Origin of the sequence: Sporosarcina ureae DSM 2281, from assembly GCF_000425545.1 — a bacterium.
GTDB lineage: Bacteria > Bacillota > Bacilli > Bacillales_A > Planococcaceae > Sporosarcina > Sporosarcina ureae.
Genome location: NZ_AUDQ01000024.1, coordinates 1 through 23,162, shown reverse-complemented (window position 1 = coordinate 23,162; position 23,162 = coordinate 1). Strand labels below are relative to the sequence as shown.

The window sequence follows — 23,162 nt, the reverse complement described above, 5'->3', positions numbered from 1 at the left end:
TTAATCGTCGTCCCTATCTACAATAGGAGTTTTTTGTGTCTTCGTAAAGATAAAACACTATACTATTCAAAATTTTACTGCATTTTATTGGTGTGCAACACTAGTGAACGGTGCCTGTGTGAAAAACAACCGTGAATGTGTAAACCATCATGAAAGTTTCCCGCACAGGTACTTTTCATTTTATTCGCCAACTCCTACCAAAATCCCCCAAACGACAAAACCCGCAACCTTCAAACACCCCCATCGTCTATACTATGCTGTATACTACCAGTAAAAATCCTCAGCAATAAAGCAGGTGAAACCCATATGAAAAGATCCGAATATAAAGAACAACAACGTAAAAAAACACCCAAAAAGAAAATCAGCCTGAAGAATAAGATTCTCCGTTTCGTATGCATCAGTGGACTGCTTGTCGTTCTTTGCGCATTACTCATACTGAATGTCTTCATCACATTCAGCGATGTAAGTAAACTCGAAGAGCCCGCACCAAGATCGACCGTTATTTACGACCCGAACGGAGAAGTCATTAGTAAGGTTTCGAATTCGAATATTGAAGGTGTATTGATCGACCAGATTCCGAATACGTTGATTGAAGCAGTCATCTCCGTGGAAGATCAACGATTCTATAAACATCACGGTATTAATTATTTTACGATGGGACGCGCCTTACTCGAGAACGCATTCAAAGGTAAAATCGTGGCAGGGGGCAGTACGATTACGCAGCAACTTGCGAAAAATGTCTTTTTGACGCAGGAGCGTACGTACTCACGTAAATTCAAAGAACTGATCCTCGCAAAGAAGATTGAACGGGTGTATTCGAAAGAGGAGATCATGGAACGTTACCTTAACCAAATTTATTTTGGCGACGGGGCGTGGGGAGTTCAACGTGCGGCGCAGACCTATTTCGGTAAGGATGTCAGTGAATTGACGTTAAGCGAATCTGCGACAATAGCAGGCATCATTAAAGCGCCGTCGCATTTATCGCCTACGAAAAATATGGAAAAGTCGGTGAATCGGCGTAATCTGGTGTTGTCGTTGATGCTTCGTGAACAGTATATTAGTCAGGAAGAATACGATGAAGCAATTGGACAGAAACTAGCACTGACTGATTCGACAGTGCCAGATTATAAAGGGAAATATCCGTATTATATCGATCGTGTTGTGGACGAAGCGGTCAATATGTACCATTTGACGAGAAATGAAGTGCTGTCAGGCGGTTTGCATATTACGACAGAAATAAATCCGGTGGTCCAGAATGCACTGGAAGAAGTGTATGCGGATGATAGTAATTTTCCGAAGAGCACGCCAGATCAACTTTTGCAGAGTGCCTCTGTTTTCCTGAACCCTAAAACGGGCGGGATCCTAGCCTTAGTCGGTGGGAGAGGAGAATATACGCATGGAAGTTTCAATAATGCGACGGACCTCATCCGGCAGCCTGGATCTGCGTTCAAGCCGCTTGCCGTCTATACTCTAGCACTTGAGAACGGGTACCATATGTCGGATTTGCTTGTAGACGAACCAATCGATATGGATGGCTACTCTCCGAAAAATTTTGATCAGAACTATAGAGGGAAAGTGACGATGTACGATGCACTCGCACAATCATATAATATCCCTGCCGTCTGGCTGTTGGATCAGATTGGCATCAAAAACGGCGTGGATGCGGCGAAACGGTTTGGAATTTCATTAGAAAAAAAGGACCGGACGCTTGGATTGGCGCTTGGCGGGCTGAACAAAGGAACCTCCCCTTTGCGGATGGCTCAAGCGTTTTCTGCGTTTGCGAATGATGGAGTGATGGAGGAAGCCCATGCGATTACAGAAATAAAAGATTCGGAAGGAAAAGTGCTAGGGAAGTGGCGAGGAAAGTCTGTACAGGTGACAGATGCGGAAGTCGCCCAGCAAATGACCTATATGCTACAAGGGGCTGTAAAGGAAGGCACTGCGAAAAAAGCACAAATTTCCGGTATAGACGTGGCGGGGAAGACGGGCACTACACAGCTCCCGTTTGAAGGAGTGGACGGTTCAAAAGATCATTGGTTCGTTGGCTATACACCGGACATTGCCGGTGCGGTCTGGCTCGGATATGATCAAACAGATGCCGATCATTATTTAACCTCCACTAGTAGCGTTACCGCGCCGCCCATTTTTGCGCAAGTTGTTTCAAAGTCATCCAGCGAATTGACTGTGAAGAAATTTGATTTGTCGTTAATTGAAGAAGAAATAAAAGAGCTGACTAAGCAGAAGGACATGACAAAGGAAGAAAGAGAAAAGGAAGAGAAGAAAAAAGAGAAGGATAAGAAGAAAAAAGAATTTTGGGAGAAGGTTGAAGAGTGGGGCCGGGAATGGTTTAATTAGGATGTCTGTGTGAGAAACAAACGATGCATATCACGATTACAAGTTGATTTCGGTTTAATGATTTTATTGAATGCAAAAATAAATACATTGCTCGAAAAGAAGATTGGAAATCCGATCTTCTTTTTAGCATGAAAAATGATAATCGCTTAGAAATGAATCATGAAGGGACGAATTATTATAAAAAAGACATTTGCATACACAAATGAATTACCATCTTTACCTATACCGCCATTAACGAATACAAAAGAGAAACTTCTTGAATGGGTTGAACCTCTTGTAAACGATCAACAACTTGAAGAAACTACGAAGGCTGTTAACCATTTCTTCAAAGTGGATGGAGACGCAGAAAGACTTCAAAAAAAATTGTACGAATTGGATGTCAAAATGGAAGGTAGTTGGCTAAAGCCTTTATGGGATGATATGTATTTGAAATTCCGTGATCCTTTACCAACGGGGATGCATTTCAATATTTTATTGGATAATAAAAAGCATGAAAATCGATATACGCGTGCGGAACTTGCCGGAAAGGTAAGCCGTTTAGTCACGGAATTCTATCATTTAATAATTGATGGCGAAGTAGCGGCCGTCGTAAAAAATGGTGTGCCCCAAGATATGAGTCAATATAAGAAGTTTTTTAAGTCCATTCGCATTCCAAAAGTAGAAAGAGATGAATTTAGACTAGCGGCATTTGAGAAAAGAAATAACCATGTCATTCTTTTATATAAAAGAAATGTGTATAAAGTGAACGTAACAAATAGTGAAGGTGAAATGTATCATAGCCGTGAAATCGCAAACGCAATTGAAAGAACCTTTCAAGAAGAGCAAAGTGAAGGCGCCAACGTAGGAATTTTTACAACTGCGAAAAGAGACGAAGCTGCGAAGATATATGATCAACTCACCGTATCTAAAGTGAATGCGGATCATCTACAAGCGATAGCGGATTCGCTCATTGTCCTGTCTATGGATGAAGAAAGTAGTAATTCCGAAGAAGCGATTGAGAACTTAATGTTAAATGGAACGAACAAATACTTTGATAAAACCATCCAAGTAATCCTCACTAATAAAGGTGAATTGGGTTATAGCATCGAGCATTCTTCGGTTGATGGTACGACGATATTTGCTGTCATTAGCTATGTAAATGAAGGCCTGGAAAGTGAAGAGCCTGAAACCATATATACAGCTGAACCGACTCTAATGGAAAAACAACAATGGGAATTATCCGCGGAAATTGAGAAGTCATTAATGAGATGCGAAAAAGATCATGCAAGAGTCAAAAAAGAGTTTTCTATTAAAACGACAACCTTCAATAGCTTTGGTTCAGATGAAATCAAAAAAATGGATATTAGTCCGGACGCTTTTTTCCATATGGCCTTACAAATTGCACAGTACAGAACGTTTGGCGTATGTAGAAGCGTTTATGAACCCGTTTCAGTCCGTGCATTTTATGAGGGAAGAACAGAATGTGCGAGAGCGACCAGTATGGAGAAGCTGAATTTGGTGAAAGCGCTAGAAAACGGTGAAGAGAGTCATGAAGTGTTGTATGCTTTAATGCAAAAGGCAAGTGCGGCTCATACAGATCGAATCATAAGGTGCCGTAAAGGATTCGGTGTTGAAAGGCATATGTACGGCCTGGAGCAAATGTATAAGTTGCACGGGGTAGACATCGGTATGACGGATACACCTGCACTCTTTAGCGACACTGGCTATTTGACAATGCGTCATGATTTTATTTCGACAAGTGGTATGGCTTATGACAATGTAAAGTATCGGATATTCGGCCCAGTCGTTGAAGGCGGTTTTGGGCTCGCTTATATTTTATTAGATCAAACGATTTCTATTAATATCTCCTCAAGTGCGGATGAAGCAGATCATGCGCAGAAGTTAACAAATCATTTGGAAGATGCATTTTTGGAGTTACGACAGATAGTGAACCGTATTCTTTAAATGCTTGATTGCTAGTACCTCTATAAAAACTCCATTGGTTTATATAAACTGCCGGAGTTTTTGTGTTGGCGTTTTTCTTTAAAATAACTTTGAAACTATCCCAAGATTTCCGCGTCTGTAAGGTGCTTTAATGAAAATGAAGAAGAACTCAATGGAAATAAGGTGCCTGTGTGAGAAACAAACGTGATTTTTTAAACAATCATGAAAGTTTCATGCACAGGTACTTTTTTGTTAGCTAGAGTATCGTGACTTTTTTCTGATGCTTCGATAATATGGAAGTATATAGTAAATAGATTAGTTGTAGAAAGTGAGCGAATACAAAATGGAGTTATTTTTTGCCACCCTATTATATATCCTGAAATTGAAAGCCTTCTGGTTTCTGGTGGCCATGGTGGTTCTTACAACTGTCGTTCAGTTGCAGCTGCCGAAATGGCGCGGTGCAGTCGGCGAGCGAACCATACGGAAACAGCTTGAAAAGCTTGGCGAAGAGTACCGAGCCTATCATGATCTCTACGTAGAGGATGCCCAGTACGGATTGACGCAGATCGACCACGTAGTCGTCTCCAAATATGGCCTGCACGTCATCGAAACAAAGCACTATAAAGGGTGGATCTTCGGCAGTGAAAATCAAAAATACTGGACGCAGGTCATCTATAAAAACAAACAGAAATTCTACAATCCGATACGGCAGAACTACGGTCACATAGAAGCGCTCAAAAGCCGTCTGAACTTGCCTAACCTACCTGCACGCTCCATCATCGCCTTCTCTAACGAAGTGGAATTAAAATTCAAAGAACCGTTCCGGTCAGCTGAAGTTGTTCACTATCGGGGATTGGTGAAAGCGATTCAGCAAGACGATAGACTACGGCTCACTGACAATCAGGTGAACGGCATAATTAGTAATCTAGATCAGCTTGTAGATCTTCCGAAAGAGGAAAAGAGGAAGATCAAGAAAACGCACTTGCAACAGGTACGGATGAAGTATAGCGCCACGCCGGGCAAGAAAGTAAAGTAGAAGAGTGGCAATGACGTTGTAGGAAGCAGTTGTAGGAAAATAACATTAGGTATGAAGCAAACATGAATGTTTAAACAATCACGAAGGTTTCATCCACATGTACCTTTAATCAATATCTACTTATCTCGCATTCATGGTAGTATAAACCTATGCGCGGTAATAAGGAGTGGATGAATGTGCAGGTAATCGAATATATTCAGGGGCCGTGGAGGGCAGTGGCGCTGCTTATTATCACTTTGGTCCCTTTTTTTCGCATTGCGCTCAATTCGTATAATATGAGGCCTATTGAAAAATTACGTTTAACGGTGAGTGAGCGGTTCACCGTGTATTTCGCACAATGGGTGATTCTGTCCGCTTTGACTGGCACGGCCCTGTTCATGCTAGTGTTTGGCGGTGTGAGTGGGATGAACGAAGAAGGAAACGATCCGCTTTCAGGGGTTTCCTGGGAACTGTTGGCTGGGCAGTCGTATGCTCTTGCGGGGCTTTTTGTGTTTCTGCTGTTGTTTATCGTCTACGGTTTCTTTTCCATGGTTAGTGTGAAGACGTCATTTCATATAGTGGATGAAGAACCGCTGGATATTGTGAAGAAAGTGAATAAGCATACATTCCTGCTGCAGGCGAAGGACGGTCGGTACTTATTTTATTCGGACGAGCGGCTGCATCATGTGAAGTTCTATGAAGAGCTGTGCGATCCGCCAAAGAATATGTTGTTGCTCACACGATTGTATGGCTGGAAGATCCCATGGTTCGTGATCACGGTTGTTCTGTTGGTGGCAGGAGCTGTATTCGGGTTCTTCAACTGGATTAGCGTAGCTGGATGGCTGATCGCTATCGCGGTGTTCGGGTTGCTGGTGCTTGGTGCAATTGTGAAAAACTATGAAGATATTCAGAGGTTGAGTAACAATGGACTGGAAAGGAATTGTTCGTGAGGTACCTGTGTGTAGAATAAGGTACCAGGTCCCCACACAAATCAGAAACAATTCTGAATTGAACTAGAGTTGTGTGAGGACCTGGTACCTTTACAAAACCGGTTCTAACTGAAGAAGACACGGAACTCTCAGGAGTTTCGTGTCTTGTTTTACGTAGAGGGAAAAAAGGATCTGGATTATATAAGAGAATCCATAAATGGAAAATATTAATCAGCAGAAATTTAATTTGTCATATGTGACTGGCGATGATCATATACCTATAGAGTGTGCAAAAGTGTGAGTACATAAAGGGGGTAGAACGGTTGTTGAAAAAGTGGATGGCGGCATGTGCGATTTTTCTACTGGCGGTTACCGGAACGATGCAGTATGCAGAAGCTGCAAGTTTTAAGGACATGAAGAAGAACAGTTCTTCGCTGTATGTGGAAGTGAATTACCTGGCGGACCTCGATATCATCAGCGGGTATCCGGACGGCCAGTTCAAGCCGAATGAGCCGATCGCAAAGAAGCATATCGCAGCAATGCTCGTCAAAGCGCTAGAGTTGCCGATGACGGATTTGGTGGATCCCGGATATAAGGACGTTCCGAAAACACATCCTTATTACAATGAAATAGCGGCAGCGTACAAGGCGGGACTATTTTCCAAGGCAGCTAATTTCAAACCGGAGTCCAGCATATCACGTGCATTTATGGCGCGGTTGATGAGTAAGGCATTTCAATTGAAGGTGCAAAATAAAGCGGACTATATGCCATCGTACAGTGACGTAGCGAGAAATTCGGACTTTTATACAGATATTATGAGGGTATCGACCAATAATGTTGCCACTGGTTATCCGAATGGGACATTCAAGCCGAATCAGCTCATCACCCGTGCGCATTTCGCCGCATTCCTGACCCGCGCGATGACAGCAAGGACGATGAACATTATGCCGGATGCCGATTATACGTACTATTACACGGACGGCTCCAGCACATACCGCTACGATCATGAGGGCAAAGAAGAGAACGGCCTGGACTACTGGCGCATTACCAATGAGACGGAATATGAAGACATTCCCCGACTGGGCTTTGTGCAGGATTCCTCGTACTACGGGGAAGGATACGATGACTGGGCCCATTTCGATCAATATATCCCGCATCCTTTCGTGGTGACGCAGATTCATCATCATGATGATATAGGGCCGGTTGGTTACGGTAATGGGTGGATTACCTCTACAAACGGAAAGAAAACAGTTCGCGGTACAGAGTATCGTGACGTGCTGGTCGTTGAAAGTTACTTCCCGTGGAGTAAAGAAACTGTGATCGAATACTACGCAAAAGATATTGGCTTGATCCAGCGAGTGGACAGTTTAGGGAATGAACTGTACGGACTGGTGAAGCGTGTGAAAAAATAAGTGCACGGACTTGGTCCTCAAACAATCTCAGGATTATTCCGAATTGCTTGGGGACCAGATCCTTTACTAAATGAACTATGTATATATGTAAGATTCCTGTCCATACTATATAACGCAAAAGAATTCACATTCCAAAGTAGCTCAGCGGTAGAGCAATCGGCTGTTAACCGATCGGTCGCAGGTTCGATTCCTGCCTTTGGAGTACATAAAAACTCTCCCGACCGGCTTAGGTCAGGAGAGTTTTTGCTTTGCGTAGGCAATTTATTCATCATCCCATGCCGTTCCGTTGACACGTTTTTCACTCATCAGTTCACTGACGGTCCCCAGACGAAAACCTTTTTCTGTGATTTGTGTAATCATATCTTCCATTCCTTCAGCTACTGGTTTGGTCGGGTGCATTAAAATCATCGTGCCGTTCTCCACTTGAGAAACGACCCTGTTCACCATTTCATTAGTTGCCGGATTTTTCCAATCGACTGTATCCACCGTCCATAAAACCGTATGCATTCCCAGCTGGCTTGCGGTTTCAACCGTTTGCTGATTAAAACTGCCGCTTGGCGGACCGAACCACTTGGGCGATGTAATCCCGAGTGTTTTCATGATGACTTCATTTGTCTTTTTTAACTCTTCCATTGTTTCAGCTTCTGATTTCTGTTGTAAATCGGGATGGCTGTAAGCGTGGTTTCCAATTTCATGCCCGTCTTTATAAATCAATTTAGCTAAATCGGGATTTTTACTTACCCAGCTGCCGTCGAAGAAGAAGGAGGCTTTCGTTTTATGCTTCTTCAGTACATCCAAAATTTCAGGAATATATTCATTACCCCAGGCAACATTAATTAAAAAAGACACCATCGGTTTATCAGGATTTCCTTTGAATATGGGGTGGGGACCTAGATCTTTCAAATGAACAGAAGGGGAAATTTCTTTGTACACGACTTTTGATTCATCCAATTTGCCAGTCGCTTTCATTTTCTTATAACTGGCTTCCAGATCCACTTCCAGTCCATTGTAGCCGGGGATGGCTTTCCAAACTCTGTCGACCTTTGCATCCACCGCGGGGATATGGTGGGTTTTGCTGAATGATTCTAATTCCGTTGCCAGCCTGTCTTTGCCATTTTTAGATGCAGAGGCAGTGCTTACTAGATTCGTATCTGCTCCCCTAAGATTGGTGAAAAGAACCAGGTAAAGTAATCCTATACAAGCAATGAAAGAAATAAGCCAGATGCGTTTCAGTTTATATCACCTCTTCTTTAGTCAGTAGTGTTTCCTGTACTTGAATAAGTATGCTTGATTTGAGGAAGTGATAGAGCAGGGTTTTGAACCATTTTGACAGATATTGAATAGATCATTACTCGTTGTAAAATGATCCGTGCTGCAGGATATCGAAAAAACTATTTTATTGCAGTAAAAAAAGCGTTATATAAAACCCGTTCCAAATTAAAATAGCCTATCTGTGCACCACACAACTTAAGAACAAATCAGAATAGTGCCTGAGTTGTGTGATGCACAGTAAACAAGACCAGAAACCGGTACCTTTTGCTAATTGGTAGGATAGCTTCCGGTCGTGTAATAGTTCCGCGAATTGGTTTACCGTTTTGCATGGAGCGATGCCAGTATCTCCACAGCAAGCCAGTTTTGAGAATTATAAAACAGGAGCCACCGCAAAATCAGTTTGAGCTGATTTCTGCGGCGGCTCCTGTTTGTGCTATCCAATCTTGGGCTTAGGTTTAGACAGTTTCAGCAGTTAGCGAACGAAATGGGTCGTCACTTAGTCCTGCTTCTACTACTAATTTAGCATATTCTTGTGCCGCGAATAATGAATGATCGCGGTAATTTCCGCATTCGAGTGCAGAAACAGCGGGAATATGTTCAGTTTCAATTACTTTTTTAAGTACTGTTGTAAGTGCCGCAGCAACATCTTTTGGTTCATGTTCATTCCAGATAATCATATAAAAACCTGTTCGACAGCCCATGGGAGAAATATCGACGATTCCTTCTAGTTCATCACGCAAGTATGTGGCAAGTAAATGTTCTAGTGTGTGTATCGCTGAAGTAGGGATTGAATCGTGATTAGGTTGTAAAAAACGTAGATCATATTTCTGTAATACACTCCCCTTTTCATGTTGTTCTGTGCCAGCCAATCTTACATATGGAGCCTTTACTTTCGTATGATCAAGTAAAAAACTTTCGACTAATGCCATTGTTATCATCCTTTCCGTAGTTGATATATAAACTATCACAACTTCACTAGTGTTGTAAATCAATATTTAGTAATATTAAGAAAATTGAATTATTACATTGACAGTCTCTTGCGGCCGGGATATTATATTTATAATTCCGATATGACTTATTGGTATTGTTTAAATAAAGGTCATTTAAAAATTGTTTTTAGGAGAATAAAAGATTTATCATACAAAATGAATTGAGGTGGATTTGAAATGACAGTAAAAGAAGTGAAGAAAGGAAATGCATGTGCACTTTTACCATTAATTATTTTTGTAGCGCTCTTTATTGGCGCTGGTGTATTGACGAAGGACTTTTCGAATATGCCGCTGAACGTCGCAGTGATTATTGCTTCTGCAGTTGCTTTACTAATGAATCGAAAAGAAAAATTCGAGATTAAAGTGAGTATATTCACGAAAGGCGCAGGCCATCCAAATATTATGTTAATGGCAATTATTTTCATACTTGCAGGTGCTTTTGCGACGGTCGCAAAAGGCATGGGCGCTGTAGATTCTACTGTTAATTTAGGATTGTCTCTACTGCCTGCAAATCTATTGATGGTAGGACTGTTTGCTATTGGCTGCTTCATTTCAATATCAATGGGAACTTCAATGGGGACAGTTGTAGCTTTGGCGCCAATTGGAATTGGTATCGCGAGCCAGACGGATATCCCGGTGGCACTGACGATGGCAACGGTGATCGGCGGGGCGATGTTTGGAGATAATTTATCGATGATTTCTGACACAACCATCGCAGCAGTCAGGACCCAACATACAAAAATGAAGGATAAATTCAAAGTGAACTTTTTCATAGTATTGCCGGGTGCCATTTTAACAGCGATTATTCTGGGTGTTATTACGCGGGGAAATAAAGCTGTAATCGGTGCGGATTTTCATTATGAACTAATAAAGATTCTTCCGTATATTGCCGTATTGGCTGCGGCATTAGCGGGCGTGCATGTACTGATCGTTTTAATTGGCGGTACGATTTTTGCCGGTGGTGTCGGATTGGCTGACGGGTCTTACAGTTTTGGCAGCTTCTTAAAAACGATTGGTGAAGGATTAATGAGTATGGAAGATCTAGCGATTATTGCACTCTTGATCGGTGGTCTGGTGGAGGTTATTCGGCATAATGGCGGGATTGATTATCTTCTGTATACTGTAAACAGTAAAATAAAATCGAAAAAAGGTGCGGAATTTGGGATTGCAGGATTGGTCAGTGCGGCAGCAATTGCTACTGCCAATAATACAATTTCAATTGTGGTTACAGGCCCATTAGCAAAAAGTATTGCTGATGAGTATGAAATTGATCCAAGAAAGTCAGCAAGTCTACTCGATACATTCGCTGGCAGTTGGCAAGGAATTCTGCCTTATGGCGGGCAAATGCTTGCAGCGGCCGGACTTGCAGCGATTTCACCGGTAAGTATTATCCCCTATTCGTTTTATCCGATTTTAATGGGTGGTTGTGCAATTCTTGCGATTCTTAACGGATATCCGAAACTAGGCACAAAGAGTAAAGAAGTGAAACAGGTCGCTACAGTGCCTGTGGAGGAATAAAATAAATTACTTACGCATGTTGTTTTCCAGTTTTATAATTAAGAAGGCATTAGGAAAACAACAGACTACTCATAAACTTTATAAATAGTAGAGAAGGTAACCACTCAGTCAGCTGATGTGGTTATTTTTTATGGATATGAATTTTCTCTCAAGGTTTGAAACTTTTCTAGTAATATCCCGTCTATACGCAGCTAAGAGAATAGGATGTTTAGAGAGGATGAAAGAAATGAAGAAGTTAGTTGCTATAGTGGGTGCATTCTTACTAGCGTGCAGTTTACCAATTTCAGGGGCTGCAGCCGGTAAGCAAATGTTTTCTGATGTGCCGCCGTCGAAGCATTTTGCGAATGCGGTGAATGAGCTGGCCGCGCGTAACATCATCGGAGGTTATCCAGACGGAACGTTCAAGCCGGGGAATTCGATTACACGAGGCCAAGCTGCGGCGATTATTGCGAAGATGATTGGTCTGGATACATCCTATCGAATAGAACAGAAATTTAAAGATGTACCCGCATCATATGGTTTTAATAGAGCGATTGCGAGGATGGCGGAAGAAGGAATTATCGGTGGGTATCCAGATGGTAGTTTTAAACCGGATGAGCCGATTAAGCGTAAAAATATGGCGGCGATTCTTGTGAAAGCATTTGATTTACCTCGTGATGTAGAGGTGAAAAATCCGTTCAAAGGAGAAGTCGGCATTACAAATGACGTACTGGTTATTTACAAGCTTGGTATCACTTCGGGTACCTCACCTACAACATTCAGCCCGAACGCATCGATTACGAGAGGGCAAGCCTCAAAAATGCTTGTGGCGGCGGAGCAGGTAGTAATGAAGAATGCTGTGACGGTGAAAGCGGGCGACTTAGGATGGGATGCGATGACAGCGGTTATCGATGATCAAGTGAATCCGGACGTATTTCGTGCAGTAAAAGTGAAAGGAAAAAATGACACGCTAAGTCAAGTTCAATTATTTCCGGTCAAAGAAGGAACAGGTGGAATTGTAATTTGGGGAAGAACAGCGGAAAATGAATGGAAGTATCAAAAGTATTATGTTCATGTGAAAAAAGAGGGTAGCGTACTACGTTTGACGTTAGAAAAGACGGATGAATCACTGCCGACACTGGTATCGCTCAATACGAAATATAAACCCGTACAAAATATAGCTCTGGCCAAAACGGACGGAGAGAATATCTCTGACAACGTAACGATTGAAAAAAATGAATACAATTTTACGTATATTAGGCTTGAAAAGCCGGGTAATTATATCGCGACGGTTCGCTTTTCGAATGGAGACGAAGTGCGCTACAGAGTGACAGCTTTTGAAATGGATGACAGCTTTTTATATGGTACAAATTCGGTAGAAATAGGACCGCCTGTTGACCCGCTTGATCCGGTAAACCCGGAGAAGCCGTTGCCAGGGCAGCTGACGACTTATCTGCCCGAGGATCTGCAGGATGACAATTACAGAATTGCCCATGTAATGCTCACCATGATGGGGCAGAAAGTGACGCACTATCCAGCCGATTATCTGATCACCGATCCCATCAAAGACGGACCGTACGGCGAAATGCGTGAAATCGAATTTTACGAAAGACAGTTCGGTAAATACAACGAAATGGCGAAGCAGAACATCCTCTACTTAAAATGGTTTACCAAAGAGGATTCGGTCGTTGGCGAGATGCTGAACCGCTGGCTTGAAGGCGATTTTTCACAAGTGACTAAGGACTATCGAACGTTACGCGCGATGACAGACGATGATTACGGCAACTGCGCCGATGTATGTCTGGACGACTTCATCAAAGCTCGTACTAAAAGGGCGGAAGAATATTTCCTTAAAACAGTTTCGGGAGCAGAAGCTGTAAACCGTTTCCATGTGGAATGGGGAACAGAATGAATAGGGTGCCAGGTCCCAACGCAATTCAGAAACAATTCTGAATTGTGTTGAAGTTGTATGCGGACCTGGTACTTATTATCTTCCTGCGTATACTTCCACTATAAATTGCGATACTAAGCTTGTTATCACCTATTTTACATGTGGGAGGCGAAGTATATGGCAAAGGATTCTGGCCCAAGTTGGAAAAAGGATCATCCGGGCACATTTTTTAGTAATTCGGTAGAGAAAGCAGATCGTGCAGTGAAACAAGCGATGTCTCATCCGGAAGAAATGGCAATTGAGCATGCGTTTAATGCAATCGAGCGTGCTGAAAACGCGTTTAGGAATGCAAAGCAATTTAACGAAGAGTTAGATATGGTTCAGCAGCATAAGGGACAGTTGGATTCGCTCAAGCAGCAATTAAATGAAACCCAAATGAAGAAAGGCGAGTAATCAATGATGGCACTACATCATTTCATTACTTAAAAATAAGGTATCTGTGTGAAAAACAAACGTGATAGTTTAAATAATCGTGAAAGTTTCACGCATAGGTATCTTTATCATTGCACTTGGTACCATCTTTTAAAAAACAGCGCACCCTCATCTGCACAAGAGGGTGCGCTGTTTCCATTTACGATAAGGTGCCAGGTCCCAACACAATTAAAAAAGAACAATTAGGAAATTAACACATATGTGTTAAAATAAGATAGCAGTTAAGAATATTCTGCTAATCCTAGGGGGAATATAAATGGGAAGAGTAGTCCATTTTGAGATTCATGTAGATGATATGGAACGGGCGAAAACGTTTTATGGGGAAGTGTTTGGGTGGACATTTCAGGACTGGAGTGAGTACGCTGGAATGCCTTATTACGGAGCCGTCACGGGTGATGATCATGAGCCTGGTGTGAATGGTGCGTTGATGCAGCGTCAAGGTCCTCCGCCAGAACGCAACCAAGCTCTAAATGGATATGCGTGTACGATGGGAGTGGCAAATTACGATTCAACGGAGGAGAAGATCCTTTCCAGTGGCGGTAGCTTAGCAATGCCTAAATATGCGCTGCCAGGAATGGCGTGGCAAGGCTATTATCTTGATACTGAGGGAAATATTTTTGGAATTCATCAGCCAGATGAAGACGCAAAATAATAACTTTTTATCTTTAAAAAATGAATTTTATTTCCTGAAGGAAAGTTTTGTTATTTATTTCATTTATAATGCATGAGTAAGTACTATTTTTAGAGGAGTGGTGGAAATGGCTATTGATGTTTATTTGACGTTTAATGGGAATTGTCGTGATGCTGTTGAATTTTACGCAAAGGTTTTTGAAGCAGAACAACCACAGATTATGACGTTTGGAGAAAATCCTCCCAATCCAGATTATCCTCTTCCCGAGGAAGCCAAAAATTTAGTGATGCATACGCGTTTGGACATTGAAGGAAGTAATGTGATGTTTTCAGATACGTTCCCGGGTTCTCCTTTTACAGTTGGTAATAACGTAAGTCTAGCTTATCACAGCTTTGATGAGGGCAAGCTGCAGAAGGTATACGATCGACTAAAAGAAGGTGGAACTGTGGAAATGGAGCTTCAAGAGACTTTTTGGGCAAAACTTTATGGGAAAATCACGGACAAATTCGGTGTCATTTGGCAATTCAATTTAAACAATGAAGAAACAGCTTATTAATCTTGGTTTCACAGGTATTATTAAATTTGAATAAATAAAAATAAAAATATAAATCTGTAAAAACAGAGTGATAAAAACTGTTTAAACCCCTGATACCATGGGGTCTGAACAGTTTTTATTATTAAATTATATATTTACTGTTACTTCAGTAAAATGAATAGAAACCATTAGTAGAAGGAGAAATTTATGGTGAATAAGAAAAGAAATACTGAAGAGGTTGACCAGTTTATTTCAGATTTGCCGAAAGATATTAAAAGTATTACAACTACTTTAAGGAAAATAATTTTGGAGTCTTCGCCAGAACTTACCGAAGAGTTTAAATGGTCTATGCCCAATTATTCATATACTGGTTTAGTTTGTTATCTGCAACCTGCCAAAAAACACGTGAATTTGGGTTTTCATAGAGGAAATGAACTCGTAGCAAAAGATGAAAATAAATTATTGCAAGGTACTGGAAAAACAATGAGGCATATACGAATAAAACAGTTGGAAGAGATTCAGGTAGAAGCTATTACCTTGCTAATTAAAGACGCTATCAGTCTAAATGAGAATCACGCAATTAAGGAAAGTTAATGACTTGATGCATTTAGAGTAATTGATTTTCTAAACAGTAATTTTTCATGAGGAGGAAATATGAAATTAGGCGCATTCTCTGTAAGTTTAACTGTAAAAGACATTGTGAAATCAAAACTATTTTACGAAAAACTTGGATTTAAAGTATTTGGTGGGGACATGAATCAAAATTGGGTTATTATGAAGAATGAAGGTACTGTCATCGGGCTATTTCAGGGAATGTTTGAAGAGAACATTCTGACGTTTAATCCAGGTTGGGATGAAAATGCTCAAAATCTAGATTCATTCACAGACATAAGAGCTATTCAAAGACAGCTAAAAGAAAAGGGTATTAAGTTGTTATCAGAAGTAGATGAGACAAGCGAAGGCCCTGCAAGTTTTTCTATTGAGGATCCCGATGGTAATACAATTTTGTTCGATCAACACCGATGATGCAGAATATCTAATTGGAACATACTGTTTTATTTAGTATAAAATTTATTGGGGTCGAAACATTCAAAAAGTATTTCGCTGACTACAGCTACTACTATAAATTTGGGGAGGAAAATATTTGAGTATTCATTTTGAAGTGAAAAGAACGATTGACGCACCAATAGAAGAAACGTATAAAGGATTACTCGACTTAGATGCTGCAAAGAATTGGATGCAAGGTTTAGTAAGAATTGAACGATTAGATGTGGGTCCTATGCGAGTAGGAAGCGAGTGGAAGGAAACAAGGAAAATGTATGGAAAAGAAGCTTCCGAACACTTTGAGGTTGTAGAAATGAATGAACCGAATAAAATTGTGCTTCGTTGTGATGGTACAAAAGGGACAACCGGTAAAGGTGAATATGTGTTTGCATACACAATTGTGCCGGCAGGTTCCCAGTCCGAAGTTACATTAAATGGTGAGATTAATGGTTTAACTGGCGTTTTGAAATTGTTTGGAAAGATGATGGCAGGAACATTTAAGAAAGCATGTGCGAAGGACTTAGATTCATTGAAGCATTATTTGGAGAAGTAGAATGTTGGATACCGTGGATACGGTACCAGGTCCCCACACAATTCGGAAACAATTCTGAATTGTACCGAAGTTGTGTGTGTACCTGGCACCATCCACACTGTACCTGGCACCATCCACACTGGTACCGCCAACGAAAAAAACAGCGCACCCTCACAAGAGGATGCGCTGTTTCCATTCATTTCTCTTCAATTAACCCACTATCCTCTAAAAATTCCTTGGCGACGAGCTCTACCATGATGCCGTCATTATCGACTTTTCCGTTCATGACTTGCATCGTTTCTTCATCGATTTGACCTTCGAGAAGGCCGAGTATATCTTCGAGTTCTGGGTATTCTTTGAGTGTTTCATCTCGTACTAACGGCAGTGCGTGGTAGGGAGGGAAGTATGATTTGTCATCTTCAAGCACGCGGAGGTTCGCAATCGCGAGCTGTCCATCTGTCGTGTAGGAGTTGATGACATTTACTTCGTTTGCGCCGATCGCACGGTACATCATGCCGTGATCCATGCCTTTGACGTCTTTAAACTGGATGTCGTATTCTTTTTCGAAACCAGGTAATCCGTCTGGTCGGTCGATAAATTCGAATACGGCACCCAATGTAAAGTCTTTGGACACTTTAGCGAAATCACTGAATGTCACTAGGCCAAGCTCTTCCGCTTTCGCTTCGTCAAGTGCCAGTGTGTACGTGTTATTGAATCCGAACGTACCGAGTGCGGTGATGTTGTCACCGGCAACCAGTCGTTTAGTTGCAGCTAATGTTTCTTCAGCTGTGCCAGGCTCTTCTTGGTAATACGTCACGACAATTGTTCCTGTGTAGTCCGGGATGACGTCAATGTGGTCATTGGTCATGGCGTTCCAGACGACGGATGAGCCGCCTAGGTTTTCTTTGTAAATAATATCTACACCTAAGCGATCTTCAATTAATTGTCCCATGATATTAGACAAAATTATACTTTCCGTATTGTTTCGAGATCCGAGTCTGAGTGAATCTTTTTCATTGAATATACAACCTGATAGTAGGCTAGCCAGTAAGGTCGTGACGAGCAAAAGTGTGAATTTGTTTTTCAAATCATCTCAATCCTTTCGGCGTCGTCCAACGTTCAACGGCGCTAAAGAACGTTTCAAGGGCAATCGCAAGGATCGCCGCTGGAATGGCCCCAAGTAAGATCAATCCGTCAATTCCACGTGTAATGCCGAGGAAAATGAAGTCACCGAGTCCACCTGCTCCGATGAATGCTGCTAGTGTCGCGTTCCCGACGTTAATGACCGCAGCTGTTCGAATGCCGGCCATAATAATAGGGATGGCAAGAGGTAATTCTACTTTGAACAGAATTTGCATGCTCGTCATGCCCATACCTTTTGCGGCTTCGATTGTGGCGGGATCGACGTCTTTAATCCCTGTGTAAGTGTTACGCATAATAGGCAGTAAAGAGTAAAGGAATAGCGCAGCGATGGCAGTTTTGACGCCAATTCCGAAGATGGGAATCATAAAGCCAAGTACAGCTAAACTTGGGATGGTTTGCATAATGCCTGCCGCACCAAGGACCCCAGTTTTCAGTTTTGGTACGCGTGTAATGACAATTCCAAGCGTTACCGCAATGAGCACTGCGAGGATCATCGAGAAGAATACGAGTTGAATATGGATGGATGTCGCTTCGAGCACTTCCGGCCATCGTAACTTGGTTTGTTCCACGAGTTGTTGCCATATATTTAAATTATTCATCTAGAACGGCCCCCTTATCTGTCCATTGACTAGACATCGCAGAGAGTAAGGAGCCTCGGTTGACGAGTCCTACCAATATATGATGTTCATCGACAATTGGGATCATGCCGAATGGTGAGGAGTCCATCATAATAATGGCATCTTTTGCTGTTGCTGTATCGAGTAAAAAAGGAACAGCTGGCTTCATCACTTCATCAATGGTTTTGATACCGTCAATTTGTTTAATTAAATCGTAGGCGGAAACAATTCCAAGTAGTTTCTTCTGATCATCTACAACGAGAAGATCGGTGATTTTTCGCTGACGTATGAGCGAAATAGCTCGTTCGGGAGAAGTGTTCGAACGGGTCGTAACGACCTTCTCTGCCATAATTTCTGTAACCGGCATAAGTTCAGGGTTTTGGATAATTCGATGCTTACCCATAAACTCTTCTACAAAGCCGTGAGCGGGTTCATGTAGTAATTTCTCTGGAGTGTCTAACTGAAGTAAATTGCCGTCTTTCATAATGGCAATACGGTCGCCCATCTTTAATGCTTCGTCCATGTCGTGTGTAACAAAGACAATGGTCTTCTTTAACTGTTTATGTAGCTTTAGTAATTCTTCTTGCAACTGCTCACGTGTAATGGGATCCAGCGCACTGAACGGTTCATCCATTAATATAATATCAGGATCCGCTGCAAGCGCTCTCGCAATTCCGACACGTTGTTGTTGTCCACCTGATAATTCTTTTGGATACCGCGAAGCATAAATTTTCGGATCGAGTCCGACCATTTCAAGTAGATCGAGTACGCGTGTTCTCGTTTTGTTTTCGTTCCAATTTTTTAGTTTCGGTACAATTGAAATATTTTTTTCGATCGTGTAATGAGGGAAGAGCCCGACTTGTTGAATGACGTAACCGATATTTCTGCGAAGATCAGCAGCGTTGTAAGATTTGATATCTTTGCCGTTGATAGAAATTTTTCCACTTGTGTGTGGGATAATCCGGTTAATCATTTTCATAGTAGTAGACTTACCTGAACCACTCGGTCCTATTAGAACAAGTAGTTCACCTTCAGCAATTTCGAAGTTGACAGATTTCACAGCTTGAAATCCGCCATCGTATGTTTTAGTCACATTTTCAAACTTCAGCATAAGTACCTCCTGTAGTAATTAAAAAAATAGACGGCACTCCTTAATAAATTAAGAAAGTCGTCTGAATTAACAGCTTAACATATTAGTAAAATTTACTCAAGATTTGATTAGAGTTAATCCTCTACACAAATAAAAATTCCTTTTTCATGGATCTGCAATAGTGTATGTACATGGCATCTTTATTATGTTTACCAAACTATATATCAGGCAATAGAGCCTTAAACCATGATAAAAAAATACTTAAAATGAACATAAAACAAGAGCGAAAGATCATGAAAAAATTACCGGAAACCAAATTTAAATTAACGGATGTGAAGGAACTAATCAATATAGGATATTTACGGGGAGGAGGCGGCCCGTAAATTTTACGATCCGGAAAACTTTAAACGAGAAAGCGCTATGCCGAAACCCGTGTTGACAACATTATTCGGTGAAGGTGGCGTGCAGACTTTACATAGTGAAGAACACCGTCATCGGAAGAACTACTTTGACGGAATGTACCAGGTCCCCACGCAATTCAGAATTGTGTGGGGACCTGGCACCGTTTATGAAGTATATTGAATTAATCCAATACACTTCATCTTTGATTTCACTAGTAAATAAGTATAAAATGTACATCTGTACTTCTATAACATTACGGAAGAGGTATGAAGGAATATAAAGAATAAATGTTTTAGTGGAGGGTCTGTATGAATTATAGAATAGGTAACAAGCAAGTATTCGAGCAAGCACAGGTGCGATCGGTTTCAGATATACCGTTTACTGAAGAAGAACTTCAAAATGGTATGATGTTAGCGATAGCTAAGAAAGACTCTACGTTGGCGCTGTATTTGGTAGAGGTAGATGGTCAGAAGAAATTTGAGGTTCGTTGGGATGATTCACACGAGCTTTTCAGTGGCTGGAATTCGGCGTGGGAAAATTTCACCTGGTGTCTAGATATTGTAGGTAACTGACTTTCAGATACTTGTGTGCAAGATTATTCATCTATCAACTCTAAAAAACTCCGCAGGTTTATGTAACTGGCGGAGTTTTTTTGTGCTTTTTTGTGGTACCAGGTCCCCACACGATTCTGGCGCAATTCAGAATAGTTTCCGATTTGTGTGGGGACCTGGTACCGTTCGTATGGCGCAATTCAGAATAGTTTCCAATTTGTGTGGGGACCTGGTACCGTTCGTTTGTCAGTGCCCAAAAAAGCCCCCCCAACATATGCTAATAAAGAGAATATGATAGTGCTACTTACAAAGGGAGAGGAGTAACTAGTTCATGGCTACAAAACCGCAGCAATTAAAAATGGGTGACACGGTAGGGATTGTAACGCTTGGGAGTCCGCTCGCAGCTAATCGCATTACGGAAGGGATTCGGATGTTGCAAACGATGGGGTATAAAGTTGTGGTGGGTGAACATGTGTATGGCGCTAATGGCTTTCTTGCGGCTACTCCTCAGCAAAGGGCTTCGGATTTAATGATGATGTTTACCAATCCGGAAGTGAAATGGATTTTACCTACTCGCGGGGGAGTCGGGGTAGCAGGTATTTTACCGTTCCTTGATTTTAACGTCATTAAACAAAACCCTAAAATTGTCTCGGGATACAGCGACATCACGATTTTATTAAATGTGTTGTTTGAATATGCGGACCTTATCAGTTTTCAAAGTTTGTTATTGTTAGACTTTACTTCAGGAACCCCTTCATATAATTTCAATCAATTCTTTACGGCGACATCAAACGTCACGGCACCTTGGCAAATTATGAACCCGCCTGAAGTTCCACTGAACGGATTGGTTCCAGGAAACGTCACAGGACCGATTGTTGGCGGAAATCTCACGTCATTCGTAGGCACGTTAGGCACATCCTATGAAATCAATACAGAAGGTAGAATTCTTGTTTTAGAGGAAACACATGAACCGATTAATACGGTGTATCGATACGTAAAACACTTAGAGATGGCAGGGAAATTTGACGATTGTGTAGGCATCATCATGGGACAATGTACGAACTGTGATTCTGCCTACGGAAAAAGTTATGTGGATTTGATCAATGAATTTATAGTTCCGCTAGGCAAACCTTTAATGACCAACCTAGCGACTGCACATGGCCGCTATAAAGCCACCATACCTATTGGATCGCGTGTGAATATGAATACGGTGAATCGTACATTGACGGTGATGGAGCCGGTGGTGAAATAGGTGCGAGGTCCACATATAATTCACTACTATACGCAAGTTTTAGGGTATACTAATAAAGCAAGAAAATCTTCCGAGACGACAGGAATAGTAGGTGAATACAATGGGGAAGTATCAATTGGATAGTAAAGGTAAGGCATCCGTGGCAAAGTATCATGAAAAAAACAAGCCGGCCCAATTTGATAAAAAGCAGCAACTCGACAAAATACGTACGGCATATTTGGAAAAGAAGAAAAAACAAGCGGACGAATAAGTAGCAACTAATACTTGATTCTCCTTATAATCCTTGGAAAACTCTCAGCATGTATTGTGGGGAGTTTTTTGTATTTTGTCATCGTATCCTTTAACGAAATCTTTTCATAGATAATTCAATTTAATATCGTAAACCAATAATTGTTGATATGATTAAGGTATATTCTGCATGAAAAGTCAGTAGACTGCGGAAAATACTTAACAAGGTGTGAATGATATTGAATCTCTTAAATGTTAGAAAAGGCCAATTCGTTTATTATCAAAATAAGCTGCATAAAGTCTATTCTGTAAAAGCTTTTTTTAAGCAGTCTGTTCACTTGATCCGACTCGAAGACTTTGAACAACAGCTGGCTACGGCTAAAGAAATTAATTTGTATAAACCTAAACATATGGACAGTTTTGTCGTGAATCATAAACGGTATACATTGCACAAAGATGAGAAGGCAAAAGTAGGCGATTATATTTTAATCATTAATCCACAGCCGGATTCTTTAGATCATCATCATCTACATGCGATTGAAATGGTATCTTCCATTGAACGTCATGGCGTCATCAGTAATAAATCCAATGGTATTAAACATAACGAGTATTGGGTGATGAAGCCTGGGCTTGAAGACGGTGCGAATATTATTGATATGGAAATTCCAGATGCTCAATATAATAAGGCACAAGTAGAAGAAAAGTCGAAGATCAGTGTACCTCAAGCGCATCAACCTAAAATCGGCGATGTGTACCAATGCAATACAAAAGATCCAGTTCTTCAGGCGATGGTTGTGGCGATCCAGGGGGAGACGGTTTATTTAGGCGGGAATCTCGAAATGAATATAAATGAGTTGAACGATGCTGAGTCTTGGAGTTTAGTTCATCGGAAGTCGCTTTCGTAAGATGGGTAGAAGGTCCCCACACAATTTAGGTGCAATTCATGACTGTATGGAGAGTAGATAGGCGATATTTTTAGTTTTCTGCTTGAGAAGTCAATACGTACATTCTATAAGACAATAAAAAGAGTGGATCAGGCTTGATACCTGATTGGGCTAACCTAAATTTTTGAGACAATATAAAACACCTTCGAAGTGGTACACTTGTAAAAAGTACTTACAACGGAGGTGTTTTTGCGTGGGCAAAAACGTATATTCAAGCGAAGTAAAATGGGCAGTTGTCAAAGATAAATTGAGTGGGGAATTAACAACTAAAGAAATTATGGAGAAGCACGGAGTCAAAAATAAATCCCAGATTGAAACCTGGATGAGATGGTATCGTGCAAATGAAATATATCGTTTTGATCAACCGATAGGTAAACAATATACCTTCGGTCATGGGCCAGAACTTTCGAGTGAAGCG

At 41.3% G+C, this 23,162-nt stretch carries 25 protein-coding genes and 1 tRNA gene; 21 read left to right on the top strand and 5 right to left on the bottom strand.

Features of this window, described 5'->3' with window-relative positions; translation table 11 throughout:
- The first annotated feature begins 306 nt into the window (after nt 1-306).
- From H605_RS0115685 to H605_RS0115660, 7 genes are all read left to right on the top strand, one after another.
- Nucleotides 307-2,355 carry a transglycosylase domain-containing protein gene (locus tag H605_RS0115685; protein ID WP_029055078.1) on the top strand — a complete coding sequence of 683 codons (2,049 nt, stop codon included), beginning with the start codon at nt 307-309 and terminating at the stop codon, nt 2,353-2,355.
- Between the two features lie 9 nt (nt 2,356-2,364).
- Nucleotides 2,365-2,487: a hypothetical protein gene (locus H605_RS19630; protein ID WP_257788255.1), complete on the top strand. Its 123-nt coding sequence runs from the start codon at nt 2,365-2,367 to the stop codon at nt 2,485-2,487.
- A 27-nt stretch (nt 2,488-2,514) separates the two neighbouring features.
- Nucleotides 2,515-4,299, top strand: coding sequence for a choline/carnitine O-acyltransferase (locus H605_RS0115680; protein WP_029055077.1), 1,785 nt, complete (start codon nt 2,515-2,517; stop codon nt 4,297-4,299).
- Between the two features lie 388 nt (nt 4,300-4,687).
- Complete coding sequence (locus tag H605_RS18165; protein ID WP_162141905.1) at nt 4,688-5,314, top strand: nuclease-related domain-containing protein; 627 nt, start codon at nt 4,688-4,690, stop codon at nt 5,312-5,314.
- 176 nt (nt 5,315-5,490) lie between these two features.
- A complete protein-coding gene (locus H605_RS0115670; protein WP_029055076.1) occupies nt 5,491-6,243 on the top strand; it encodes a hypothetical protein in 753 nt (250 codons plus the stop codon).
- Nucleotides 6,244-6,509: 266 nt separating this feature from the next.
- The gene (locus H605_RS0115665; RefSeq protein WP_155979557.1) at nt 6,510-7,634 is read left to right on the top strand and encodes an S-layer homology domain-containing protein; all 1,125 of its coding nucleotides are present in this window, start codon (nt 6,510-6,512) and stop codon (nt 7,632-7,634) included.
- A 130-nt stretch (nt 7,635-7,764) separates the two neighbouring features.
- A tRNA-Asn gene (locus H605_RS0115660) sits at nt 7,765-7,836 on the top strand.
- A gap of 59 nt (nt 7,837-7,895) precedes the next feature.
- Here H605_RS0115660 and H605_RS18160 read toward each other — a convergent pair.
- Both H605_RS18160 and H605_RS0115650 read right to left on the bottom strand, forming a co-directional pair.
- Complete coding sequence (locus H605_RS18160) at nt 7,896-8,735, bottom strand: polysaccharide deacetylase family protein (RefSeq protein ID WP_420804874.1); 840 nt, start codon at nt 8,733-8,735, stop codon at nt 7,896-7,898.
- A 626-nt stretch (nt 8,736-9,361) separates the two neighbouring features.
- Entirely contained in the window at nt 9,362-9,835 is a 474-nt protein-coding gene (locus H605_RS0115650) for an S-ribosylhomocysteine lyase (protein ID WP_029055074.1), read from the bottom strand.
- A gap of 237 nt (nt 9,836-10,072) precedes the next feature.
- Between H605_RS0115650 and H605_RS0115645 the strand changes: the two genes are divergently transcribed.
- The 8 genes from H605_RS0115645 to H605_RS0115610 all read left to right on the top strand — a co-directional run bounded on the left by H605_RS0115645 (nt 10,073) and on the right by H605_RS0115610 (nt 16,538).
- On the top strand, nt 10,073-11,413 hold the full coding sequence (locus H605_RS0115645; protein ID WP_029055073.1) for a Na+/H+ antiporter NhaC family protein: 1,341 nt from the start codon (nt 10,073-10,075) through the stop codon (nt 11,411-11,413).
- A 226-nt stretch (nt 11,414-11,639) separates the two neighbouring features.
- Nucleotides 11,640-13,304: an S-layer homology domain-containing protein gene (locus tag H605_RS18485; protein WP_162141904.1), complete on the top strand. Its 1,665-nt coding sequence runs from the start codon at nt 11,640-11,642 to the stop codon at nt 13,302-13,304.
- 156 nt (nt 13,305-13,460) lie between these two features.
- Nucleotides 13,461-13,736: a DUF2564 family protein gene (locus tag H605_RS0115635; protein WP_029055072.1), complete on the top strand. Its 276-nt coding sequence runs from the start codon at nt 13,461-13,463 to the stop codon at nt 13,734-13,736.
- A 295-nt stretch (nt 13,737-14,031) separates the two neighbouring features.
- Nucleotides 14,032-14,427, top strand: a complete 396-nt coding sequence (locus H605_RS0115630; RefSeq protein ID WP_029055071.1) for a VOC family protein — start codon at nt 14,032-14,034, stop codon at nt 14,425-14,427.
- A gap of 106 nt (nt 14,428-14,533) precedes the next feature.
- Nucleotides 14,534-14,962: a VOC family protein gene (locus tag H605_RS0115625; RefSeq protein ID WP_029055070.1), complete on the top strand. Its 429-nt coding sequence runs from the start codon at nt 14,534-14,536 to the stop codon at nt 14,960-14,962.
- 189 nt (nt 14,963-15,151) lie between these two features.
- Nucleotides 15,152-15,535 (top strand): DUF1801 domain-containing protein, encoded by a 384-nt coding sequence (locus H605_RS0115620; RefSeq protein ID WP_029055069.1) that lies wholly within the window; start codon nt 15,152-15,154, stop codon nt 15,533-15,535.
- Between the two features lie 60 nt (nt 15,536-15,595).
- Entirely contained in the window at nt 15,596-15,967 is a 372-nt protein-coding gene (locus tag H605_RS0115615) for a VOC family protein (protein WP_029055068.1), read from the top strand.
- 118 nt (nt 15,968-16,085) lie between these two features.
- A complete protein-coding gene (locus tag H605_RS0115610) occupies nt 16,086-16,538 on the top strand; it encodes an SRPBCC family protein (RefSeq protein WP_029055067.1) in 453 nt (150 codons plus the stop codon).
- 175 nt (nt 16,539-16,713) lie between these two features.
- On the opposite strand, the gene H605_RS0115605 is transcribed toward H605_RS0115610, so the two are convergent.
- The 3 genes from H605_RS0115605 to H605_RS0115595 are packed head-to-tail and all read right to left on the bottom strand — an operon-like array spanning nt 16,714 to nt 19,388.
- Nucleotides 16,714-17,583: a glycine betaine ABC transporter substrate-binding protein gene (locus H605_RS0115605; RefSeq protein WP_276324879.1), complete on the bottom strand. Its 870-nt coding sequence runs from the start codon at nt 17,581-17,583 to the stop codon at nt 16,714-16,716.
- 22 nt (nt 17,584-17,605) lie between these two features.
- Complete coding sequence (locus tag H605_RS0115600) at nt 17,606-18,259, bottom strand: ABC transporter permease (RefSeq protein WP_029055065.1); 654 nt, start codon at nt 18,257-18,259, stop codon at nt 17,606-17,608.
- Nucleotides 18,252-19,388, bottom strand: a complete 1,137-nt coding sequence (locus H605_RS0115595; RefSeq protein WP_029055064.1) for a betaine/proline/choline family ABC transporter ATP-binding protein — start codon at nt 19,386-19,388, stop codon at nt 18,252-18,254. The genes H605_RS0115600 and H605_RS0115595 overlap by 8 nt, the downstream gene beginning before the upstream one ends.
- A gap of 399 nt (nt 19,389-19,787) precedes the next feature.
- On the opposite strand from H605_RS0115595, the gene H605_RS19275 reads away from it, so the two are divergent.
- The 6 genes from H605_RS19275 to H605_RS0115565 all read left to right on the top strand — a co-directional run.
- Nucleotides 19,788-19,949: a hypothetical protein gene (locus H605_RS19275; RefSeq protein ID WP_198040335.1), complete on the top strand. Its 162-nt coding sequence runs from the start codon at nt 19,788-19,790 to the stop codon at nt 19,947-19,949.
- Nucleotides 19,950-20,077: 128 nt separating this feature from the next.
- Nucleotides 20,078-20,341, top strand: coding sequence for a hypothetical protein (locus H605_RS0115585; RefSeq protein ID WP_029055063.1), 264 nt, complete (start codon nt 20,078-20,080; stop codon nt 20,339-20,341).
- 310 nt (nt 20,342-20,651) lie between these two features.
- The gene (locus H605_RS0115580) at nt 20,652-21,572 is read left to right on the top strand and encodes a S66 peptidase family protein (RefSeq protein WP_029055062.1); all 921 of its coding nucleotides are present in this window, start codon (nt 20,652-20,654) and stop codon (nt 21,570-21,572) included.
- A 100-nt stretch (nt 21,573-21,672) separates the two neighbouring features.
- Nucleotides 21,673-21,822: a hypothetical protein gene (locus H605_RS19155; RefSeq protein ID WP_029055061.1), complete on the top strand. Its 150-nt coding sequence runs from the start codon at nt 21,673-21,675 to the stop codon at nt 21,820-21,822.
- A gap of 211 nt (nt 21,823-22,033) precedes the next feature.
- The gene (locus H605_RS0115570; protein ID WP_418346944.1) at nt 22,034-22,705 is read left to right on the top strand and encodes a hypothetical protein; all 672 of its coding nucleotides are present in this window, start codon (nt 22,034-22,036) and stop codon (nt 22,703-22,705) included.
- Between the two features lie 232 nt (nt 22,706-22,937).
- Nucleotides 22,938-23,162 (top strand): IS3 family transposase (locus H605_RS0115565; RefSeq protein WP_029055059.1); only part of this gene is annotated, 225 nt, incomplete at its 3' end.

Coding starts and splice junctions, on each gene's coding strand:
- H605_RS18485 (WP_162141904.1), top strand. CDS start 11,640: ATGAAGAAGTTAGTTGCTATAGTGGGTGCATTCTTACTAGCGTGCAGT.
- H605_RS0115600 (WP_029055065.1), bottom strand. CDS start 18,259: ATGAATAATTTAAATATATGGCAACAACTCGTGGAACAAACCAAGTTA.
- H605_RS0115615 (WP_029055068.1), top strand. CDS start 15,596: ATGAAATTAGGCGCATTCTCTGTAAGTTTAACTGTAAAAGACATTGTG.
- H605_RS0115625 (WP_029055070.1), top strand. CDS start 14,534: ATGGCTATTGATGTTTATTTGACGTTTAATGGGAATTGTCGTGATGCT.
- H605_RS0115650 (WP_029055074.1), bottom strand. CDS start 9,835: ATGGCATTAGTCGAAAGTTTTTTACTTGATCATACGAAAGTAAAGGCT.
- H605_RS0115635 (WP_029055072.1), top strand. CDS start 13,461: ATGGCAAAGGATTCTGGCCCAAGTTGGAAAAAGGATCATCCGGGCACA.
- H605_RS0115570 (WP_418346944.1), top strand. CDS start 22,034: ATGATATTGAATCTCTTAAATGTTAGAAAAGGCCAATTCGTTTATTAT.
- H605_RS0115580 (WP_029055062.1), top strand. CDS start 20,652: ATGGCTACAAAACCGCAGCAATTAAAAATGGGTGACACGGTAGGGATT.
- H605_RS19155 (WP_029055061.1), top strand. CDS start 21,673: ATGGGGAAGTATCAATTGGATAGTAAAGGTAAGGCATCCGTGGCAAAG.
- H605_RS0115630 (WP_029055071.1), top strand. CDS start 14,032: ATGGGAAGAGTAGTCCATTTTGAGATTCATGTAGATGATATGGAACGG.
- H605_RS0115645 (WP_029055073.1), top strand. CDS start 10,073: ATGACAGTAAAAGAAGTGAAGAAAGGAAATGCATGTGCACTTTTACCA.
- H605_RS0115585 (WP_029055063.1), top strand. CDS start 20,078: ATGAATTATAGAATAGGTAACAAGCAAGTATTCGAGCAAGCACAGGTG.
- H605_RS18165 (WP_162141905.1), top strand. CDS start 4,688: ATGGTGGTTCTTACAACTGTCGTTCAGTTGCAGCTGCCGAAATGGCGC.
- H605_RS0115595 (WP_029055064.1), bottom strand. CDS start 19,388: ATGCTGAAGTTTGAAAATGTGACTAAAACATACGATGGCGGATTTCAA.
- H605_RS0115685 (WP_029055078.1), top strand. CDS start 307: ATGAAAAGATCCGAATATAAAGAACAACAACGTAAAAAAACACCCAAA.
- H605_RS0115680 (WP_029055077.1), top strand. CDS start 2,515: ATGAAGGGACGAATTATTATAAAAAAGACATTTGCATACACAAATGAA.
- H605_RS19275 (WP_198040335.1), top strand. CDS start 19,788: ATGCCGAAACCCGTGTTGACAACATTATTCGGTGAAGGTGGCGTGCAG.